The 21,266-nt window shown below is 61.5% G+C and carries 19 protein-coding genes; 7 read left to right on the top strand and 12 right to left on the bottom strand.

Annotation, left to right across the window (positions count from 1 at the left end):
• Positions 1-10: 10 nt before the first annotated feature.
• The 11 genes from EKL02_RS17000 to EKL02_RS16950 all read right to left on the bottom strand — a co-directional run bounded on the left by EKL02_RS17000 (position 11) and on the right by EKL02_RS16950 (position 10,552).
• Complete coding sequence (locus tag EKL02_RS17000) at positions 11-1,270, bottom strand: D-amino acid dehydrogenase (RefSeq protein ID WP_128903138.1); 1,260 nt, start codon at positions 1,268-1,270, stop codon at positions 11-13.
• A gap of 106 nt (positions 1,271-1,376) precedes the next feature.
• The gene (locus EKL02_RS16995) at positions 1,377-2,477 is read right to left on the bottom strand and encodes a PepSY-associated TM helix domain-containing protein (protein WP_128903137.1); all 1,101 of its coding nucleotides are present in this window, start codon (positions 2,475-2,477) and stop codon (positions 1,377-1,379) included.
• A 117-nt stretch (positions 2,478-2,594) separates the two neighbouring features.
• The gene (gene eutC / locus EKL02_RS16990; RefSeq protein WP_128903136.1) at positions 2,595-3,416 is read right to left on the bottom strand and encodes an ethanolamine ammonia-lyase subunit EutC; all 822 of its coding nucleotides are present in this window, start codon (positions 3,414-3,416) and stop codon (positions 2,595-2,597) included.
• Positions 3,417-3,454: 38 nt separating this feature from the next.
• Positions 3,455-4,846, bottom strand: coding sequence for an ethanolamine ammonia-lyase subunit EutB (locus tag EKL02_RS16985; RefSeq protein ID WP_128903135.1), 1,392 nt, complete (start codon positions 4,844-4,846; stop codon positions 3,455-3,457).
• Positions 4,847-4,916: 70 nt separating this feature from the next.
• The gene (locus tag EKL02_RS16980) at positions 4,917-6,161 is read right to left on the bottom strand and encodes a hypothetical protein (RefSeq protein ID WP_128903134.1); all 1,245 of its coding nucleotides are present in this window, start codon (positions 6,159-6,161) and stop codon (positions 4,917-4,919) included.
• A gap of 15 nt (positions 6,162-6,176) precedes the next feature.
• Positions 6,177-6,608, bottom strand: coding sequence for a biopolymer transporter ExbD (locus EKL02_RS16975; protein WP_206732417.1), 432 nt, complete (start codon positions 6,606-6,608; stop codon positions 6,177-6,179).
• A 69-nt stretch (positions 6,609-6,677) separates the two neighbouring features.
• Positions 6,678-7,109 carry a biopolymer transporter ExbD gene (locus tag EKL02_RS16970; RefSeq protein WP_128903133.1) on the bottom strand — a complete coding sequence of 144 codons (432 nt, stop codon included), beginning with the start codon at positions 7,107-7,109 and terminating at the stop codon, positions 6,678-6,680.
• Positions 7,110-7,111: 2 nt separating this feature from the next.
• Positions 7,112-8,005: a MotA/TolQ/ExbB proton channel family protein gene (locus EKL02_RS16965; protein WP_128903132.1), complete on the bottom strand. Its 894-nt coding sequence runs from the start codon at positions 8,003-8,005 to the stop codon at positions 7,112-7,114.
• A 70-nt stretch (positions 8,006-8,075) separates the two neighbouring features.
• On the bottom strand, positions 8,076-8,732 hold the full coding sequence (locus tag EKL02_RS16960; RefSeq protein ID WP_128903131.1) for an energy transducer TonB: 657 nt from the start codon (positions 8,730-8,732) through the stop codon (positions 8,076-8,078).
• A gap of 91 nt (positions 8,733-8,823) precedes the next feature.
• Positions 8,824-9,726, bottom strand: coding sequence for a proline iminopeptidase-family hydrolase (locus EKL02_RS16955; protein WP_164932056.1), 903 nt, complete (start codon positions 9,724-9,726; stop codon positions 8,824-8,826).
• Complete coding sequence (locus tag EKL02_RS16950) at positions 9,719-10,552, bottom strand: carbon-nitrogen hydrolase family protein (protein WP_206732416.1); 834 nt, start codon at positions 10,550-10,552, stop codon at positions 9,719-9,721. Before EKL02_RS16950 ends, EKL02_RS16955 begins: the two co-directional genes overlap by 8 nt.
• Positions 10,553-10,769: 217 nt before the next feature.
• Here EKL02_RS16950 and EKL02_RS16945 point away from each other — a divergent pair, with 217 nt between their 5' ends.
• Together EKL02_RS16945 and EKL02_RS16940 are read left to right on the top strand one after the other, a co-directional pair.
• Positions 10,770-11,432, top strand: coding sequence for a GntR family transcriptional regulator (locus EKL02_RS16945; protein ID WP_128903129.1), 663 nt, complete (start codon positions 10,770-10,772; stop codon positions 11,430-11,432).
• Positions 11,429-12,196, top strand: coding sequence for an aldolase/citrate lyase family protein (locus tag EKL02_RS16940; RefSeq protein WP_128903128.1), 768 nt, complete (start codon positions 11,429-11,431; stop codon positions 12,194-12,196). Before EKL02_RS16945 ends, EKL02_RS16940 begins: the two co-directional genes overlap by 4 nt.
• Positions 12,197-12,228: 32 nt before the next feature.
• Here EKL02_RS16940 and EKL02_RS16935 read toward each other — a convergent pair whose 3' ends face one another.
• Positions 12,229-13,089 (bottom strand): alpha/beta hydrolase, encoded by an 861-nt coding sequence (locus tag EKL02_RS16935; protein ID WP_128903127.1) that lies wholly within the window; start codon positions 13,087-13,089, stop codon positions 12,229-12,231.
• Positions 13,090-13,407: 318 nt separating this feature from the next.
• Here EKL02_RS16935 and EKL02_RS16930 point away from each other — a divergent pair, with 318 nt between their 5' ends.
• From EKL02_RS16930 to EKL02_RS16910, 5 genes are all read left to right on the top strand, one after another.
• On the top strand, positions 13,408-14,502 hold the full coding sequence (locus EKL02_RS16930; protein WP_128903126.1) for an ABC transporter substrate-binding protein: 1,095 nt from the start codon (positions 13,408-13,410) through the stop codon (positions 14,500-14,502).
• 11 nt (positions 14,503-14,513) lie between these two features.
• Positions 14,514-16,268: an iron ABC transporter permease gene (locus EKL02_RS16925; protein WP_128903125.1), complete on the top strand. Its 1,755-nt coding sequence runs from the start codon at positions 14,514-14,516 to the stop codon at positions 16,266-16,268.
• Positions 16,261-17,364 (top strand): ABC transporter ATP-binding protein, encoded by a 1,104-nt coding sequence (locus EKL02_RS16920; protein WP_128903124.1) that lies wholly within the window; start codon positions 16,261-16,263, stop codon positions 17,362-17,364. The genes EKL02_RS16925 and EKL02_RS16920 overlap by 8 nt, the downstream gene beginning before the upstream one ends.
• A 50-nt stretch (positions 17,365-17,414) precedes the next feature.
• Positions 17,415-19,586 carry a TonB-dependent receptor gene (locus EKL02_RS16915; protein ID WP_128903123.1) on the top strand — a complete coding sequence of 724 codons (2,172 nt, stop codon included), beginning with the start codon at positions 17,415-17,417 and terminating at the stop codon, positions 19,584-19,586.
• Positions 19,587-19,936: 350 nt separating this feature from the next.
• The gene (locus EKL02_RS16910; protein ID WP_164932055.1) at positions 19,937-21,205 is read left to right on the top strand and encodes a TolC family outer membrane protein; all 1,269 of its coding nucleotides are present in this window, start codon (positions 19,937-19,939) and stop codon (positions 21,203-21,205) included.
• Positions 21,206-21,266: the final 61 nt, after the last annotated feature.

Raw genomic sequence — 21,266 nt, 5'->3', positions numbered from 1 at the left:
CCCCTCCCGCTCAGTGGTGCGCATAGCGCGATACGGACAGGTCGGATGCGGGGATTTCCGGCGTCTTGCCGGAGACCAGATCGGAAAGCAGCCGACCGGATCCGCATGACATGGTCCACCCCAGCGTGCCATGACCTGTGTTGATGAAGAGGTTTCTCATCCTGGTGGCGCCGACGATCGGCGTGCCATCGGGTGTCATCGGGCGCAGGCCGCTCCAGAAGCTCGCCTTCAGCGTGTCTGCACCGCCCGGGAACAGATCGTTGACCACCATCTCCAGCGTCTGGCGCCGCCTGGGATTCAGCTTGTGGTCGAAGCCTGCCAGTTCCGCCATGCCGCCGACGCGAATCCGGTCGTCGAACCGGGTAATGGCGACCTTGTAGGTTTCATCGAGTATCGTGGATACCGGCGCCGCAGCCGGATCGACGATGGGGGCCGTGATCGAGTAGCCCTTCACCGGGTAAACCGGAATATCCACGATCGCATCGAGCAAGCCGCGCGAGTAGCTGGCGAGGGCAACCACGTAGGCGTCAGCCTGCATCAGCTGCCCATTGCACAGGACGCCGGCGATTTCGCCATTACCCGGTTGGAGCGAATCGATCGTCGTGTTGTAATGGAATTGCACACCGAGACCGGCCGCCAATTGCGCCAGCCGCGTGGTGAAGAGCTGGCAGTCGCCGGTTTCGTCGTTGGGCAGGCGCAAGCCGCCGACGAGCTTGTGGCTGACCGGACCCAGCGCAGGTTCGGCCAGCTTCAGTTCGTCCCGCGACAGCACTTCGTAGGGCACGCCGGCATCCTTCAGCACCCCGGTATCCTTGGCCATATCGTCGAACTGCTGCCGGGTGCGGAACAGTTGCAGGGTGCCTTTTTGCCGGTCTTCGTATTCCAGTCCGGCATGCGCAGAGCGTAACTGCCCCAGACAGTCGCGGCTGTACTCCGCCAGGCGCACCATCCTTTCCTTGTTCACCGCATATTTCGATGCATTGCAGTTTTGCAGCATGCGCCACATCCATTTCAGCTGGAACGCGGTGCCGTCGGGCCGGATCGTCAGCGGCGCATGGCGTTGCATCATCCATTTCAATGCCTTCAACGGGACGCCGGGCGCGGCCCAGGGCGCCGCGTAGCCGGGTGAAATCTGGCCGGCGTTGGCAAAGCTGGTTTCCATCGCCGTCGCCGGCTGCCGTTCGATGACGCTGACTTCGTGGCCTGCCCTGGCGAGGTAGTAGGCGCTGGTGATGCCGATTACACCGCCGCCGAGAATGATGACGCGCATGCTGCTTCCTAAAAATTGAAGATTCTGAATAAACGAAATTTATGACTGTGCTCAACGCCATTTGCCAGGCGCTGGCATTGCCGCTGGAAGATTCATGCAACCTGCCTCAAGCCGGATTGCGAAGGCGCGCCTTCGCGCTCGCACGGGCGCGGCGCCTTTTCCACCAGAGGCAAACCCCGGAGAAGCTCAGCAGGAACAAGGACAGGCCGACCAGAACCTGCAAAAATTGGGTGGGCAGTCCGCCATACGCGCCCGTATGCAAGGGGAACAGCCAGTTTTGGATTTTTGCCGCCTGGTTCGCCTGCAGCGCATCATCCAGACGCAGCAGGGCGCCATCGTATTGATCGAACCATAGGAAGCTTCGGCCCGAGGACTGAATTTCGCCTTCCAGGCGCATGCGTATTCCTACTGCGCCATCGGTTTTGCCGGGCAGGGCAATTCTTGTGATTTTCCCGTTAGGGAAGAGCGTGGCGGCATGCGCCATCATGGGGGCGATGGCTGCAGCGCCGCCGTCATGAAGACGCGATTTTGGCGCTGGCTTTCGCGTTCCTTCGCCGGTCAATGCGGCCAGGACGGGTTCAGTGACGATATCGTAAAGCGCGAGCGCTGCCCCGGTCGTTGCGGTCAGGGCAATCAGCACAAACGCGAGCGAGCCGACAAGCTTGTGGAAGTCCATCCAGACCCTGAGCGGCGCAGCGCCCCATTTGACGGCCCAGGCCTGATCCCATCTGCCGTTTTTTGGCCACCACAGGTAAGCGCCCATTGCCGACAGCAACAGCAAACCCATTCCCGTCCAGCCCATGATCCGCTCGCCGGTTTTTCCGGACAGGAGATGGACGTGCAGGTCCGCCAAAATGCCCATCAGGGATGCTTTCACATCGCGCACCCCCAGCAAATTTCCAGTGTAAGGGTCGGCGTAAGCACGCAGGTCGCTGCCCTGAAACTGGACTTCGATGACATCACCAGCGCTTTGCGGAAGAAGGACCTGGCTTGCCCGCTTGCCGGCGACGCTTGCCTGCGCCGATCGAATGATGTCGTCGATCGGCGCGCGGCCTGCCCCGGCCGCCGTTTGCAGCAGGGCCGGGTTTAAAAATTTGTCGATGGGCTTTTTAAAGACGATTGCCGTGCCGCTGAAGGCGACAACGAGCAAAATGGCTCCCAGCGTCAGGCCGAGATACCGGTGTACGAGAAGGATGATTTTCTGCATTGCTGACTTTACGGATAAATGAAGTTCGTGAATATGCGGGCTAATAATCGATTCCCGGTGCGCTTCGCTTCGGGTATTGACGGCGCATTTGCCGTCTGGCGACCATCCGGGCGGCCATCATTCCTCCAGCAGGAAGTTGGGCCGCGCCTGCTTCACTTGCGTTTCGGCGGGCACAGTTTCGTCCTTCAGTTCGACCCCGGAAAGCTGGCGCCGGCGCGCTTCGGATAGCAGGTAATGCAGCTTGAGGGCCGCGTCCGGATAAGTCAGGCCGGCCGGCCTGACGTTGGAGATGCAGTTGCGGCTCTCGTCGGTCAGGCCCGTGCGGGGAGCCCAGGTCAGATACAGCCCCATGCTGTCGGGCGAGCTCAGTCCGGGCCGCTCTCCGATCAGCACCGCCACCGCTTTCGCGCCGAGCAACTCCCCGACCTCGTCGCCGATCGCGACGCGGCCCTGGGTGACGATGCTGATCGGCGCGATCGACCAGTCTTCGGGCGCCAGCCAGCCGATCACCTCGCGCAGGAACGGCCTGGCGTTGCGCTCGATCGCAACCGCGGACAGGCCGTCGGCGACCACAAAGGCGACGTCGTAGCCGCTTGCGCCCGGCGCCGTTTCCAGGGCCTCGAGCGCCGCCCGGGATTCCGGCGAGAGCCTGCGTCCCAGGTCGGGGCGTTGCAGATATACGTTGCGCGTAGGCGCGGAGCTGCTCAACGCGAGGCACGGCAGGCCCGTGCCGTCCTGCGCGAGCGGCTGCGACAGGGCGGAAGCCAGCGCATTCACGTCGAGTCCGAGATGAACGGCGTCGCGCGCCCTGGCGTGCGCCAGCTGGAACTCGAGTTGGGGGGCGGTCGGCAGGCTCACGCCTGCGCGTCCGAGAGCGATCCTGGCTGCCGTGTGGCGGCGCAAGGAATGCCAGGGATTATTGGTAACCGGGGTTGTCATCGCGGGGCACTCCTTTTCCTTGAGCTCAAAATTGCGCATCACGCCAGTCGCAGAAATGCCTTCTCGAAGACCGCGGGCACGCCGTCGCCGAGCCTTGCGCCGTCGTCGCCGGCGAAGATGCCCATTTGCCTGAGCCATGCCTCGAATTCCGGCGCCGGCATCAAGCCGAGCACCTGGCGCGCGTAAAGGGCGTCGTGGAACGAGGTGGTCTGGTAATTCAGCATGATGTCGTCCGAGCCAGGGATGCCCATGATGAAGTTGCAACCCGCCGCCGCCAGCAGCGTCAGCAGGATATCCATGTCGTTCTGGTCGGCTTCCGCATGATTGGTGTAGCACACATCGCAGCCCATCGGCAGTCCCAGCAGTTTGGCGCAGAAGTGGTCTTCCAGCCCTGCCCGGATGATCTGCCTGCCGTCATAGAGATATTCGGGGCCGATGAAGCCGACCACGGTGTTCACCAGAAGCGGCTCGAACTTGCGGGCCACCGCGTAGGCGCGCGCTTCGCATGTCTGCTGGTCGATCCCGTGGTTGGCGTTGGCCGACAGGGCGCTGCCCTGGCCGGTTTCGAAATACATCACGTTGTTGCCGACGGTCCCGCGCCCCAGCGAGAGGGCAGCGTCGCGCGCTTCGGCAAGCAGGTTCAGGTTGATGCCGAAGCTGGCGTTGGCCGCCTCCGTTCCGGCGATCGACTGGAACACCAGGTCCACCGGCGCGCCGCGCTCGATTGCGGCAATGGTGTTGGTGACGTGGGTGAGCACGCATGACTGGGTGGGTATGGCGTAACGACGGATGATTTCGTCCAGCATGGAGACGATCTTGATCACCTGCGGCACGTTGTCGGTGGCGGGATTGATGCCGATGACGGCATCGCCGCTGCCGTAAAGCAGGCCGTCCAGCACGCTTGCCGCGATGCCGCCGGCATCGTCGGTCGGATGGTTCGGCTGCAGCCGCGTCGACAGGCGGTTCTGCAGGCCGATCGTGTTGCGGAAACGGGTGATGACGCGGCACTTTTTTGCCACCAGGATCAGGTCCTGGATCCGCATGATCTTGGACACGGCCGCCGCCATTTCCGGGGTGACGCCAGGGGCGAGCGCGGCCAGGCTCGCCGCGTCCGCCGCATCGCTCAGCAGCCAGTTGCGAAAATCTCCCACGGTCAGATGCTTGACCGGGGCGAATGCGGCAGCATCGTGGCCATCGACGATCAGGCGCGTGACTTCGTCGGTTTCGTACGGCACCAGCATTTCGTCGAGAAAGACGCTTAAGGGAAGTTCGGCGAGGGCCATCTGCGCCGCCACGCGCTGTTCCGCGTTTTCGGCCGCGACGCCGGCCAGGTAATCTCCCGAGCGGGCCGGTGTTGCCTTCGCCATCAAGTCGCGCAAGTCGCGGAACGTATAGGTTTTACTTCCGACCATGTGTGCGATTCGGTTCATCGTGTCTTGTCCTTTTACCTAACGGGAAGCATGTCCGGCATCCGGCATCCGGCATCCGGCTGTCGGCAAGTCAGCGCACGAGCATCCACAGGCGGGCCAGGTCGGCGACGCCGTCGGCGCCTTGCGCCGATTTCAGCACTTGCGATGCCCTGGCCTTGTCGCCGGCCAGAAGATAGGCCAGGCCCAAATGGAGCCTGGCGTCTTCCGGGCGCTTCAGCCCGCCTTTGGCGAGGCCGCGCTCCATCATGGCGATACCCTTGTCGAAGCGGCCGTTGACGACATAGTTGTAGCCGGTATTGACGAGGCCGGCGCCGCCCGGAGCCGCTTCCGCCTGGGCATCGCCGGCGCCGATGGTCTTGAGGTCATCTTCCGCGCGCTTGTTCACCTGGTCCCTCAAGCGCCGGTGACGCTCGGCATCGCCGCCCGTGCCCAGCGCGCCGCTGCCGAATCCTGTGTCCAGCGCCTTCTTCGCCTCGGACGGATAGCCGGCCTGGAGCGCCAGTTGCGCCATGTCGGTGATGCCGGCTGCGCTGTTCAGGCTGTCGGTCGCCAGCTGCAATCGGTAGAGGTCCAGTTGCAGGCGCTCGGCGAAATCCGCCCTGGCCTGAAGCCGCGCCAGCCTGTCTGCCCAATATTCCTTTTTCGGATAATGCGCAAGCAGGCGCTCCAGCGCGCCGGCATAGCCGGCCGCATCCTTGAGCTGCAGATAGCAGGAAGCCAGCAGGCGCAGGCGTTCCTCGACTGGCGCGCGGCCGGCCTGCTCGTCCTCGACGAATTCTGCTGCCAGGCCCTTGAGGGCGGCGCCATAGTCGCCCTGCAGGTACAGCGACTGGGTCAGCAGGCCGCGCACCGCCGCGCTGTCGCTGATCCTCAGGTAGCGGCGGGCCCAGTCGCCTGCCTTGCCATACGAGGCGGCGCGGTAATACGCGCCGGCCATCGCTTCGATCAGCTTCAATTGCTCGGTCGCGGACATGAAGCCGCTGGCGATGGCTGCGTCGAAGGCGGCGGCGGCAAGTTCGATGTCGCCGGCCGCGGCCGCAGCCGCGCCGCGCATGCGATCGAGGACGAATGTTTCATAGGCCGTCTTGCCGGTGACGGCGTCGGCTTCCTGCAGTTTGGCCAGCGCTTCGGCGTACTTCTTCGCCTTGACGAGTTCGGCCGCGGCCTGGAGCGGCTTGCCGACTTCGGCGCGCACTGCCTGCGCCTGTTCCTGGCTGGCGGCATGGGCCGTTCCGGCGCCGCTCAGGACGGGTGCGGCGTTCAAGCCCAGGGCGGCCAGCAGCAGGCCGGCACGTGCAAACTGAAACCGGGACATCGGGGATTCTCTCAATCACTTGATAAATTGCTCGTTGCCGACCATGCCAAGCTTGGTCACGCCGAGGCGCTGCGCTGATGCCATTACCGCGGCCACCGATTTGTATGACACCATCTTGTTCGGCCGCAGGTGCACTTCCGGCTGGTCCGGCATCGCCGCCAGGCCTTGCAGCCTGGCTTCGAGCTGCGCGCGGTCCGGCACCACCTCGCCATTCCAGATTATCGTGCCGTCGGCAGCGACGTCGATCGTGACCACTTCCGGCTGCGTGGTCTGCATCGGCGGTGTGCCCGCAGGCATGTTCAGATTGACCGCGTGATTCTGGATCGGAATCGTAATGATCAGCATGATGATCAGCACCAGCAATACATCGATCAGCGGTGTCATGTTCATCTCGATCATTGGTTCCGGATCGGCGGACTTGCTGCCTGACCCGACATTCATGCCCATGGCTTACTCCTTGTGTGTGAACTGGTTGTTCGAAAATAAGTTCATTCGCTGGCAATCGATCAGCCGCGATCAGCCGCCGCGCGCAGGCGGCTCGGTCACGAAGCCGACCTTGGCGATGCCGGCGCGCTGCGCCGCCAGGATCACCTTGCCGACAAACTCATAGCGCGCATCCTGGTCGCCGCGGATATGCACTTCCGGCTGCGGCACCAGCACTGCCGCACTCTTGAGACGGTTCAGCAGCGCCGCCTCGTTCGGCATGAACTCCTCGTTCCAGAATGCCTCGCCCTTCCTGTTGACGGCGATATTGATGTTTTCCGGCTTGGTCTTGTACGCCTGGTTCGCTTCGTTCGGCAGCTTCACCGGCACGGTATGCGTCACCACCGGAATCGTGATCAGGAAAATGATCAGGAGCACCAGCATCACGTCGACCAGCGGCGTGGTATTGATCGCGCCGATCACTTCATCATCATCCCCGTCGGGGGAGCCCAATGACATAGCCATGATCAGGCAATCTTCTTGGCGCTCTGGACCTGGGCGGACTGGCGGGTAGACATCACGCCGGAGAGCAGGACCATGTGCAGGTCAGCGGAGAACGAGCGAACATCTTCCATCGCGGCCTTGTTGCGGCGTACCAGCCAGTTATAACCCAGCACCGCAGGCACCGCCACCGCGAGACCGATCGCGGTCATGATCAGGGCTTCGCCCACCGGGCCGGCCACCTTGTCGATCGATGCCTGTCCGGCGACGCCGATCGCTGTCAGGGCATGGTAAATGCCCCACACGGTGCCGAACAGGCCGACGAACGGCGCGGTCGATCCGACCGTGGCGAGGAAGGCCAGGCCATCCTGGAGACGGCTCTGGACTTTTTCGACCGTGCGCTGCACCGACATGGTGACCCACGTGTTCAGGTCGATCTGTTCCAGCAGCGCGCCATCGTGGTGCTCGCTGGCCTTGACGCCGCTTTCGGCGATGAAGCGGAACGGGCTGCCGGACGCCAGGGCGCCGATGCCGCCCTGCAGCGAGGGCGCCTTCCAGAATTTTTCGCGCGCGTCCGCCGCCTGGCGGCCGATGCGCATCTGGTCGATCAGTTTTGTGATGATGATGTACCACGATCCCATCGACATCAGCACCAGGATGATCAGGGTGCCCTTGGCGACGAAGTCGCCGGCATTCCAGAGGGCGTCCAGGCCATAAGGGTTATCGACGGCGACGGTGTCGGCGGCCGGGGCAGCGGCAGGCGCGGCTGCCGGCGTCGATTCTTGCGCCGGCGCGGGCAGGCTGGATGCAGCAGCCGGCATCGCCTCCTCGGCGAATGCATGCGGGGCAGTCAGGGTGGCTGCGATCATGGTGAACGTGACTATGGCAACAAGGGCCGATAAGCGAGAACGGATTTTCATGACAGGCTTTCTATGATTGACGATGTAAATTGACGGCATTCACTGCAATGGGGTTGCGGTCGCGGATTCCTTATTCCAGCTTCCAGACATACTGCACCTTGGTCCATGATGGCTGCGGTTTCCCGTCCACCAATCCAGGCTTGAACTTGCACAGGCTCAGCGCCGAGCGCGCAGCCTTGTCGAGATCGCGCGAACCGCTGCTTTTTTCGACCTTCGAATCGGCGACCTGCCCATCGACGCCGATCAGGAACTGCAGCACGACCGTGCCCTGCTCTTCATTGCGCTGCGATTTCGCCGGGTATTCCGGCTTGGCGCAGCTGTTGAAGTCGACCACGGCAGCGACAACTGCGGGGCCAGGGGGAGCCGTTTCGGTCCTGGGCGACGGCATCACGGGATTGTCAGGCTTGGCGTTGGAAACGGCGGCAATCGCGTTCTGCTGTTGTGGTTGCGCGACTTGCACTTCGGGCGGCGGCACGAAGGGCGGCGGCGGCGCAGCAGTCTTCGGAGGAGGCGGCTGGACCTGCCGCTCCGGCGGCGGAGGCGGCGGCGGTGTCGGCTTGACTTCCTCAATATAATGGACGTCAACCGGTTCCTTGAGGACATCCACCACCTTGCGCGCCAGCCCGGTCAGCAAGGCATAGGCGATCAGGATATGAAAAGCGATGACCAGCCCTATCCCGCCCAATTTCTTGGCCGCGCTGCGCTCATCGTTCTGCGAAAAATTCATGTTTGCTTCCTCCTATACCGTCGGCATGCCGGCCGAATCGCCAGTCAGCCAAGTTGGGGCCGTGCATGCCGATCCAGCATGTGGCCGGTATTTATTTATCCAGATTCAAGAAATCCAACAGGCGTGTGAAATAGGCGTCGGGGTCTTCATAAAACGGCATGTGCGAGCAGCCAGGGAAAATATGCAGCCGCGAGTCCGGTAATGCGTTATGGATGAGGTAGCTGCACGAGGGCGGCAATTCATCGAATTCGCCCGAGATCACCAGACAGGGAAGCTGCAGCCGGGACATCGCGGGAATGCGGTTCCACGCGCGCATGTTGCCGGTATAAGTGAATTCGTTGGGCCCCTGCATCGCAACGTAAGGATCCATGTTCCAGGCGGCGATGGAGCGCACCAGCGGCTCGGGCCACACGGGCAGGCGGCAGACATGCCGGTAATTCAGGATCGTGATGGCAGCCCGGTATTCCTCGTGATCCAGGGTGCCTTGCGCCTCATGCCGCAGCATCATCTGCACCGTATCGTTACCGAGGGCGTAGCGCAGCCGGTTCAATTCCGAAACCAGGTGGGGAATGTCGCATGCGCCGTCGGCAAGGATCAGCTTGCGGATGGCGCGCTGATTGCGCAATGAAAATTCGGTGCCCAGCCAGGTTCCCCAGGAATGCCCCAGCAGGCAGTAGCGATCGAGGCCCAGCAATGCGACGATCTCCTCGAGCTCGCTCACATAGCGTTCGAGTGTCCAGAGGCTGTCGTCCTTGGGACGATCGGACTGGCCGCACCCCAACTGGTCGTACGAGATGACGGTCCAGCCATGCTCGAGCAGGCGCAGATGCGGCGCCAGCAGGTATTCGCAGGGAAGGCCCGGACCGCCATTAAGGAGAACGAGAACCTTGCCGCTGTCCGGCACGGACGGTTCGGCCTTGTAGGTCTTGACGGTGAATCCGCTGGAAAGGGTGAGATCTTTTGTCGCGACCTGGCTGATTGGATACTTAGTCATGGCTTGCTCGAATTTTAATAACATCAAAGTCCTTCGTTTGAACGAGGCTCGGAATGCGCCGGCGCGCTTCGGCGACGAGCGCAAGATCAATGTCAGCGGTGATGACTTGCGCATCGCCTCCCGCCTCTGCGACGACTTCTCCCCACGGATTGACCACAAGCGAGCGGCCGTAGCTTTCGCGGCCGTCATGAGGACTGCCGTATTGCGCCGGCGCGATCACGTAGCTGCCGGTTTCGATGGCGCGCGCACGCAGCAGGGCATGCCAGTGGGCTTCCCCGGTCACCTTCATGAAGGCCGCCGGAACGCACATGACATTGGCGCCATGCAACGCCAAGGCGCGGTACAGATAAGGAAAGCGGACGTCGTAGCAAATGCTCAGGCCCAGCGCGACCTCGCCGATGGTGGCGACCACGCCGGTCTTGCCGCGCGAAAAAATGCTGGATTCAAGAACGGCGTTTTTGGTCGCCGCCGCATCGAACAGATGGATCTTGTCGTACCAGGCGCTGACCTTGCCATCCGGCGCGATCAGGATCGTGCGATTGACCGGCTGGCCGAGGTCATTGCGGGTCGTAAGCGACCCCGCCAGCAGCCACACGCGCAATTCACTGGCGGTAGATTGCAGCAATGCCAGGAATTCGTGCGCCGCCATGGGCTGGGCATAGCGCGCGAACTCGCGCGGGTCCGGATGCAGGAAATCCACCGCTTCCGGCATGGCGATCAAGTCGGCCCCCAGGGCGCTCGCCTGGCGGATTTGCGCAACGACACGGGCCCGGTTTGCGTGCACGTCGGGTGTCGCGCAAGTTTGTAGGAGGCCGACCTTCAGCATACAGATCCTTTCTTGCTCCCGGCTGAAATCGCTGGGAAATATTGGCTACTAAATTGGCTACAATATTAGATGCTATCCAAATCAATGTCAACAAAAAAATAATAGGGAAGGAAGTGCTGGCTGTGTAAAGGGAAAGCATAAAAGATGCCATCTGGATGGGCATTCTTAGTGCAAAAAATCTGCTATACTCGCGAACAATTTTGGCGACTATTCATATATGATGAAAAATACTGTGCACGGGGACAAGGAACAGAACTTTTCGGAAGCGCTGATGGCGGACCTTCTTGCCGGGAAATACTCCCCCGGTGAATGGTTGAAGCAGGCGGAGCTGGAAGGCAACTATGGCGCCAATCGTTTCGAGGTGCGGATCGCTCTGGCAGAGTTGAATATCCGCGGCTTGATCGAGCACTTGCCGAACCGCGGCTATCGGGTTTGCAACTACACCGACCAGGATCGGGAGCAGCTCTATGAAGTGCGCACCTTGATCGAAACGGCGGCTTGCCGCCTGATCGTGCAGCGCGCCACCGATGATCAAATCGCGGAATTCGAGCGCCTGGTGCGCGCCTTCCAGTTCGCCGCCGAAAACGAAGGGCAGCTCAAGATGCGCGAAATTAACTTCGAATTGCACGCCTGCCTGTATTCCATGGCCGGCAATCCCATGCTGGCTGCCCAGATCAAGAACTTGCGCGAGCGCGGCATTCCGGGCCGGAAAGGCGTCTGGGACACGGTCAAATCCGTCCAGGTCAGCAATGCCGACCATGTCGAAATGCTCGACATGCTCAGGCGTCGCGATGCCGAAGGGCTGGCGGCCGTCGTCTATAACCACTTGAATCGCTGGCGCAAATACGCCAAGCCGATTTCACCTGCGGAGTCCATATGATTTTTCGTTCCAATTCGCTTTTGCAAAAATTAAAAAACGGCCAGGCGTGCCGTGGCGCGTGGCTGTTTCTGGGCAGTCCGGATGCGACCGAGGTGATGGGCCTGGCCGGGTTCGATGCGCTGGTGATCGATCATGAGCATTCACCGGGCGGGCTGGAAACGGCGATTCACCAAATGAGGGCGATTCGCGCCGCCGGCGATGCGACGATTTTGGCCCGCCTGGGCGAAAACAATGTTGCGGAAATCAAGCGGCTGCTGGATGCCGGCGTCGAAGGCTTGCTCTTGCCGAACGTGGAAAGCGCAGAGGACGCGCGCCGCTTCGTCGCTGCGTGCCAGTATCCGCCCGCGGGAATCCGCGGCGCGCACTTCACGGTGTCGCGCGCGGCGGCCTGGGGTAGCGCCGGCGATGAATATTATCGCAACATCGATCAGCAGTTGTTGCTGGTGGCGATGATAGAAAGTAAAAAAGGCGCCGACGCCATCGCGGAAATCGCCGCGGTCGAGGGTTTGCACATGTTGTTCATCGGGCCGCTCGATCTGACCGGCAGCGTTGGCAAGATGGGGCAGTACCGGGATGAGGAAGTGGCGGCGCTGATGAAGAAGGCCGAGCAGGGCGCGCTGGCGTCAGGCAAGCTGCTCGGCGGCGCGATGGTGCCTGGCGAAAGGGCGTCGGATTGCTTTGCGCGAGGCTTTCGCTTCGTGACCGTGGGCAGCGATGTCGGCTTGCTGCGCGCCGGCGCGGCAAGCGCCTTGCTTGGCGCCTGAAGCCCAGGGCAGGTTCGCGGCAGGCTCTCGCCTCAGGCCGTCGCCGCGCCGTCCGCCAGCCGGACGGCTTCGATGAAATAGTCGCAGAAGAAGAGAATGGCGGCGGTGACGATCGGCCCCACTTCGTGGCCCACGCCGTCGACGACTTCCAGGCTCACCGGCACGCGTTCCTCCAGCAAGTGACGGTAGAGAGTCTGCAGGCGCTCGACCCGGTTCGTTCCTGTGGCATCGGCGCCGGGCACCCAGTTTTTGCTTGCCGGCGATTGCACGATGCCCGCCGGATTGGTGTCGTTCGCGCCGACCACCAGATGCATGCGCACGTGCCGCAGGCGCTCCAGATCGAATGCCTTGCCGAAGCGCTGGCTGAAATCGCCCACGCCGGCCCACCACTGGTACTGCTTGACGGGAAGCGTCACCGAGCCGGGCGAAGCAACTACCGTGGCGGTAACCAGTTCGGGGTGCAGATAAGCGAAGCGGTGCGCGAAATGCCCCCCGCCTGAAAAGCCGAACAGCATGAAATTCGGCGCCTCGAAGCCGTAGCGCCCGGCGACTTCCTCCACCATGGCGATGAGTACCTGGTCGTACCGCACATCCGCGTATCGCAGATATTTATAGCCATCCAAATCATCATCTATGCCGACGTTGCCCGGGAAAAGCGGGCAAAGCACGATCGTTCCGCTTGCCTCGGCGAAATCGGCAAACTGGTCCCGCAGGCTTTGATTGTGGCGCGCCGTGTCGTGCACGGCGACCAGGACGCGGGGGCGCATCGGCAGTGCAACATTGAAGTTGCGGGGCACGTACAGGCAATAGGAAAAGCGCTGGTCGAACTGGCATGCAAAGCTGGCTGTCTTGCCGAAATGAAAAACAGACAATGGCGATTTCGATAAAGTCATGAGGGTTTAACCATTCATTATCATTAATAGTCGCCAATTTTACCTCCAAAATTTACCATCTGCAAAGGGAATATTTCGCGATAATTCGCCAAAATTATTTTCATCCCTTTCGTTCTTCGCCTGAGAATAAATTTAATTTCATTTATATTCAATGAGTTATATGTATTTGCTAGGCGGATGCCTGTACTGAATAAAAAATAATTTGCGCTTGACAATGGTATCCATAATTGGCTACTATCAAAACGTGGTCTGAGGATTGCTTGTACGAAATGCGGGCCACGATGCTTGCATTTTCTATGGACAGTTTTGGAGAACACGATGAAACACCGAATTTCCCGCGCGATTCAAGTCATGGCGCTCGCCGTAACCGCCGTCGTCAGTCATGCCGCCATTGCCGCAAGCGCCGATGCGGTGAGCAAATCGAAGCAAGAAAAAGGGCTACTTATTTACGGAAACATTTCGGCTGAGAATTTCGCGCCTGCAGTCGCGGCATTCCAAAAGAAATATCCCTGGATCAAAGTCGAAACGCTGGATCTCGGCCCGGCCCCCACCTTTGAACGCTATTACTCGGAATCCTCGGTCGGCAAGCGCAGTGCCGATATCCTGGCGGTCGCATCGCCCGGCGGGTGGTTGCGCATGCAAGAAAAGCAGGGGATCGAAGCTTATGTCGCCGAAGGCAGCAAGGAATTGCCGGAGTGGAGTCGCCCGTTCCCGGGCTTGTATACGATTTCCACCGACCCGCTGGTGTTTGTGTACAACAAACTCATCTTGCCAGCTAACAAGAGACCCAAGTCGTTGGCGCAGCTGGCTGTTCTCGCCAAGCAGCATCCGCAGGATTTCGCCAACCGCATCTCGACGTATGACGCCGCGCGCCATCCATTCGCCTATGCCGCGCACTGGGCCTACGCGAACCGCACCGGGGCTGCCGGCTGGAACCTCATCAACCAGCTTGGTCCCATCACGCGCCCGGAAGGTGGTGGCGCGGCCATGGTCGAGAAAGTGGTCACCGGTGAATATTCGCTGATCTATTTCGGTTCGCCGCTGCCCTTTGTCAAGCGACTCCAGGACGGCCGCAGCGACCGCATCCTGGGCTGGAATCTGATCGAAGACGGTACGCCGGTCATGATGCGCGGCGTGGCCATCACCAAGAAGGCGGAGAGCAAGTACTCGGCCCAGCTGTTCCTCGATTTTGTCGTGTCGCATGCCGGCCAGGTCGCCGTCGGCGTCGGCGGACTGACGCCTTACCGAAGCGACATCAAGAAGGGAGAAGTGCCCTTCCTGACTTACGACATGATTCGGGAAAAAATCGGCGAACGCAACATGATCATGGTGGACTACAACCAGAAAATGGTCGACGACACCAAGCAATTCACCGATGCCTGGGTCGCGGCGTACAAGCCTGTCAAACCATAATCGAGAAGGCCATGAACACTTCTCCAATCAGGCTGGGGGGCGCGGGCATGCAGTCGCTTGCGCCAAGCCCGCAACAAAGCTGGCGCGGCCGCGACTGGTCGGGGCTGATCCAGTTCGCCGTGATGCTGATGACGGTGCTGCTGGTGGCCGCGCCGCTGGTGGTGATCGGCTACCAGTCGCTGCAATCGAACGCGCTCTATGATCCCGAGCGGATCTGGACCTTCGCCAGCTTCACGCATCTGTTCTCGATGCCCGAGTTCTTCGTGGCGGTGGCGAACTCGTTCAAGCTGGCCATCGTCGCGACGATCGTGGCCACCAGCATCGGCGTTGCGGCCGCCATCGCCATCGTGCGCTTCGACCTGCCTTTCCGGTCGTGGCTCGAAGGCGCGATGCTGGGGCCGATCTATATCTCGCAACTGGTGCTGGCGCTGGGCTGGTACGTGCTGTACGGGCCATCCGGCTACATCAGTCTCCTGGTGCGCGATATATTCGGCGCCGTGCCGTGGAATCTGACCTCCATCACCGGCATGGGCGTGCTGGGCGGCATCGCAATGGCGCCTGCGGTCATGCTGTATTGCGCCAGCTCGCTCGCGCTCGGCAACGCCTCGCTGGAAGACGCGGCGCGCTGCGTCGGCGCCAGGCCATGGCAAGTGCTCAAATCCGTGACAATTCCCTTGCTCCGGCCGGCGATCGTCTACAGCACCCTGCTGACCTTCGTCGGCGGCATCGAACTGCTGTCCATCCCGCTGATTTTCGGCTGGTCGGCCGGACTTGAGTTCTTCACCACCTTCCTGCTGCGCGTTGGCAACAGCCAGATCACGCCCGACTATGGCTTGCTGGGCGCCGCGGCCCTGCTGCTGCTCGCGCTGGTGGCTTCGCTGGTCCTGGTGCAGCAAAAACTGCTGGCCCACAAGCAGCGCTACATCACCGTGCGCGGCAAATCGCAGCGCCCCAAGCCGCTGGATATCGGCGCATGGCGCTGGGCGGTGCTCGCGCTGATGGTCGTGTACATGCTGATGGTCGTCATTCTGCCGCTGATCGCGTTGATCGTCCGTTCGTTCGTGGAGTACCTGACCCCGCTGGTGTCGCCCTGGGAGTTCTTCACCCTGGATAACTACAAGATGCTGATGGAACAGGAACTCTACGGCCGCTCGATCTGGAACAGCCTGAAGGTGTCGACAATCGGCGCGGCGGTCGCCACGCTCATGATCGCCATCGTCGCAGCGGTGATTCAACGCTCGGAATCACGCTTTGCCCGGCCGCTGGAAATGCTGGCCATGTTTCCGCGCGCGGTTCCCGGCATGATCGTCGGTGTCGGCTTCCTGTGGCTGGTGCTCTGGATTCCCGGCTTCAGCGCACTGCACGGCACGCTGGCGATTCTGATCGTGGCGTTCACCATGCGCAACCTGCCTTCCGCCTACGTTTCCGTCGCGCCTTCGTTCATGCAGATCGGCAAGGAAATCGACCAGAGTGCGCGCGTCGTCGGCGCCACCTGGTGGACCACCTGCTGCAAGATCGTGTTCCCGATCGCCCGGCCGGCGCTGATCGCGTGCTACCTGCTGACCTTCATTTCCTTCTTCAAGGAATACGCTTCTGCGGTGTTCCTGTACTCCCCGGGGACGGAAATCATCGGCACGACCCTGCTGAATGTCTGGGCCAAGGGCGATGCAGGTCCGGTTGCCGCCCTGTCGGTCATCCAACTCATCCTCACTTTAATTCTGGTGGCAATCGCCACGCGTTTCGGAAAGAAACTGAATCATGGCTGAACTAATCGTAAGCGGCTTGACGCGCACCTATGGCGCCGTCAAGGCCATCGACAATGTCTCCTTCACGGTGAAGGATGGCGAATTCCTGACCTTGCTCGGGCCCAGCGGCTGCGGCAAAAGCACCACGCTGTTTTCCATCGCGGGCCTGGATCGCCCCACGACCGGCAGAATCCAGCTCGGCAGCGACATGTTCTTCGATTCCGGCAGCAAGCTGCACCTCGCGCCGGAGAACAGGAATTGCGGCCTGGTGTTCCAGTCGTACGCCTTGTGGCCCCATATGTCGGTCAGGCAGAACGTCGAATTCCCATTGAAGCTGCGCAAGATCACCGGCAACACAGCCGGCGACAAGGTGGCCCGCGCGCTGGGCCTGGTGGAAATGGGGGCCTATGCGGACCGCTATCCCCATGAACTCTCGGGCGGCCAGCAGCAGCGCGTGGCGCTGGCACGCACGCTGGTGTACGAGCCGCAGTTGCTGCTGCTCGACGAACCGCTGTCCAATCTCGACGCCAAGCTGCGCCTGCGCGCCCGCGGCTGGCTGCGGGAGCTGCAGACGCGCCTGAAGATCACGACCCTGTATGTCACGCATGACCAGGATGAGGCGCTGGCGTTGAGCGACCGGATTGCCGTCATGAGCGGTGGCCGCATCATTCAGCTCGGCACCCCGCATGAGATTTACCGGGAACCCAAATCGCCCTTCATTGCCGACTTCGTCGGACACAGCAATCTGCTCTCGGGCCGGGCCCAGGCGCATGGTTCCGGCCTCGCCGTGCTGCTGAGCGACGAACAGCGCATCGTGCTGTCGCGCTCGCCCGACGGTACGGCAGCCAGCAATGTCACCGTGGGCATTCGCCCGGAGCATATCGTTCTGCACACGCGGCAATCCCAACTCCAGGACGAGAATTTTCTGAAGGGCCGCATCATCCAGCGCGATTTTCTCGGTACCCACTATGAATATCTGGTGGCGGTCAGCGAGCACCTGCTGCGTGTGACGAGCACGCAGGAAGTCGAGCAGGGCGAGGTTCTCGCCGAGCTTCCTGCTGCCGCCTGCATGCCGTTCTGGGGCGATAACCACCAGGCGCAGCAAGCCAGCCATTGAACTGACGTATTTGGTTTTTTTATTAGCCGCAGTAAAACTAGGAGTAAATGATGAACATACCGTATTCACGTACCGCCATCAGCCGCGCCGTTCACTCGGCTTTGTGGTGTGCGGCCCTGAGTGTTCCCGCAATGGCGCAACAGGCCGACTCGGCCGCCGGCGCCAAATCCAGCGAGGTGCAGTCCGTCGTGGTTTCCGTCACCCGCACCGCCAAGGCGATCGACAAGATCGCCGGCGCGGTCAGCGTCGTCACTGAAAAGGAGTTGTCGCAACAAATGCTGGTTGCCGATGATCCCTCCGCTGCGCTCACCCAGTTCGTTCCGGGCTATGCCCCGCCGACGCAGAAGTCGAACCAGTTCGGCGAATCCATGCGCGGACGCGCTGCATTGATCCTGTTCGACGGCATACCGCAATCCAATCCGCTGCGTGTAGGCACCCGCGAAGGCACCTTTGTCGATTCGGCAGTGATCGAGAGGGTCGAAGTGATTGCTGGCGCTTCGGCGGTCCAGGGACTCGGCGCCACCGGCGGCATCATCAATTACATTTCCAAGGCGCCGAAGAAAAACGGCACGGAATTCCAGGTCGATGCCCGCCTTACATCGCAATTCAAGTCTGACAGCCTGTCATGGAAAACCGGATACTCCGTCGCTCATAAAAACGACGATTTCGATGGCCTGGCGTATGTCGGCTACACCAGCCGCGGCATGTCCTATGATGCCTCCGGGCGAAGAATCGGCGTGGACGCCCAGCGCGGCGACACCATGGATTCCAAGGCTACCGACGTATTCATCAAGCTCGGCCGCACTTTCGGCAACCAGCGAATCCAGTTCTCGCACAATCAATTTGCGCTCGATCCGAACGATGACTACGTGGTCGTCAACGGCAACCGCGCTGCAGGCGTGCCGACGACATCGGTGCCGGGTAAGCCGCCAGGAATGCCACAAACCAACGATGTAAAAAGCACCAGCCTGGAATGGCGCCATCAGGACGTGCTCGGCGGCGAGCTCACGGCGCAGTTATACCGCCAGCAGTTTGCCTCGATGTTCGGCGCGAGCGTCGGGCGGGCGGCTTTCCAGGATCCGGCGTTTGCGCCAGTCGGCACCCTCGTCGAGCAATCCGAGATCACCGACAACAAGCTTGGCGCGCGCTTCACCTGGGTGCGTCCGGACCTGGTGGTTGAAGGGCTCGAATTGACAGCAGGTCTGGACTGGTTGCGCGACGAGTCCCAGCAGCGTCTTGCGCTGACCAACCGTACCTGGGTGCCGCCAATGGAGTACGTCAGCATTGCGCCGTTTGCGCAACTTGAATACGACATTGGCGCTGCGACGCTGAAAGGCGGCTTGCGCTATGAAAAAGCGACGCTGGACGTCGCTCCCTATCGCACCTTGTGGTTCAACGGCGCGCATGATGTCCAGGGCGGCAGCCAGTCGTTTGAGAAGGTGATTCCGAATATCGGCGGTATCTACCGGTTCGGCGGCGGCTGGTCGGCGTATGCTTCGTACAACGAAGGATTCGGTATCGCTGATGTCGGCGTTGTTTTGCGCAGCGTCAATACCGCAGGCAAGTCGGCCGCCACACTGGTCGACTTGAAGCCGGTAATCACCAAGAACAAGGAAATCGGCCTGACGCAGCGCGGAGCCTGGGGCAATGTCGGCATTTCGTACTTCATTTCAACGTCTGAACTGGGTTCGAGCGTGACCGTCAATGCGGCGACCGGCGTCGGTACCGTTCAACGCATCCCAGTCGATGTCCGGGGATGGGAATTGATGGGTGAGCTCCGATTGGCGAAGGCATGGACCGTCAATGGCACTTATTCCAAGACCATCGGCAAACGTGCCGCTGCACAAGGTGCGCCGCTCGACCTCGACCAGGGGGCACGTTCGCAGGGTCCCGACAAGCTGGTCATGGGCGTCAATTGGGCCTTCGCGCCGGAAGGCAGTGTCCGCTTGCAAGGGACGCAACTGTTCTCGCGCCATATCAACGTGGGGCGCTTCATCGGCGCAAGCAGCCAGGAAGAGCATTTCAACGGTTACGCCCTGTTCGACCTGAGCGGCAGTTACAAGACCCGGTGGGGCACTTTCGGTGTCGGCATCGAAAACCTGCTCGACCGCCAGTACATCGGCTACTTTGCGCAGGCAGACGCTGGATCGCAGACGGCCAATGACAATTATTTCGCTGGCCGCGGACGTACCTTGACGTTGAGCTACCAACAGAAGTTTTAATGCAATGATTACGCCACCGGATGCACTGCGGCAGTTCCCGCTCACCCAGGGAACTGCCCAGGGCGCCGGTGGCGTTTTTCATGAGCGGCAGCAATGCTGAAGCGATGAATCCGCGCGGCTTGCCTTGCAGCGCCATGCTTCGTTCGCGCGCGATTTTTTAGTCAATGTTGCTTTAACTTATTCTCCCCCAGCGTACCTCCGGCGCTGTTTACCGGGCGTCTCGGCACGCCCGGTTTTTTTTAAAAACGACCATAACGATGCACAGAGCATTTCAATCGTTGGCGAAAACATATTCGGTTGCGCTGCTGGTTTTGCCAATGCTATGCACGCCAGCGAGCGCCACAAATCTATTGTCCTCATGGCAGGCGGCCCGCACGCATGACGCCCGCTTCGCCGCCGCGGAACAGGCACGCAACGCCGGGCTGGAAAACGCCAACCTGGGTGCCGCCGCGATGTTGCCGCAGATTGCGCTCAATGGCAATGCCGGTCAGACCGCCAGCACTTCGGATTCCGTACAAGCCAATCCCGCCGCGCCGCCCACCCGCATGCGCGGGCCGCAATATGAAGTGGGCGTGACGCTGATTCAGCCGCTCTACGATGCGGCAGCGACGGTGGGGCGAGACCAGTTGAAACTGCAGGCGCGGCAAGCTGCCGTGCAATATCGCGCGGAGGAACAGGATTTGATCTTGCGCGTGGCAAAAGCCTATTGTGACACCGTGCTGGCGCAAGAAAACCTGAAGCTGGTCGCCGCCCAGAAGGAAGCGGTCGGCCAGCAGCTGGCGCAAGCAAAAAAAATGCTCGAGGTCGGCTCCTCGAGCATTACCGATGCCAATGAAGCGCAAGCCCGCTTCGACGCAATCATTGCGATTGAGATCGCCGCCCGCAACGACTTGGCGACCAAATCAGATGTCTACAAGACACTGACCGATCTGGACCCGGCGCAGCTGGCGCCAGTGTCGGAAGAGCATGCCGCTACCATTTTGCAACCGGCTTCGCTGGGTGCATGGATGCTGCTGGCACAGGAAAGCAACCTGGCACTCCAGGCGCAGCAACTCGGTCTCGACCATGCCCGCCAGGATATCGATCGCTACCGCCTTGAAAGCGCCCCTGCGGTTTCGCTCGTTGCCAGCTACGGCAGGAAATGGGATGGCAGCATTGCCGCAGCCGGTGCGCCTGAGCGCAAGGCCAGCGGTGCGATCGGCTTGCAACTGTCGATCCCGCTGTATACCGGCGGCGGCCGCAGCGCGCAGCTGCGGCAGGCAGTGGCGGTGCGGGAGCAACAGCGACACACCTTGGAAGCCGTGCGGCGCGATGCAGTGCAAGGGACCAGGCAATTTTTCCTGGCGGTCGAAAGCGGCACGGCACGGATCAAGGCGCTCGAGCAGGCGCAGGTATCCAGCGCATCGTGGCTGGCTTCGATCAAGCGGGGGCGCGAGGTGGGCGCAAAAACAACCGTCGATGTGATCGACGCCGAACAAAATGTTTACCAGGCCCGCTACAACCTGGTCGAGGCGCGCTACCAATTTTTGCTGAACCGGCTGCAGCTGGCGGCTGCGGTCGGCAAGCTGAATGAAGCCGAGTTGGCGAACGTCAACGGCTGGCTGGCCGCACGCGAATGACAGCAGGCGACCTGGCAAGCAGCGCGCTGCTGCATCGGTCCCGGCGCAGGCGATACCTGCT

Source organism: Janthinobacterium sp. 17J80-10, assembly GCF_004114795.1.
Lineage (GTDB): Bacteria > Pseudomonadota > Gammaproteobacteria > Burkholderiales > Burkholderiaceae_D > Paucimonas.
Note: the sequence above shows the minus strand (reverse complement) of the source record. Positions and strands in the feature narration are given on the sequence as shown.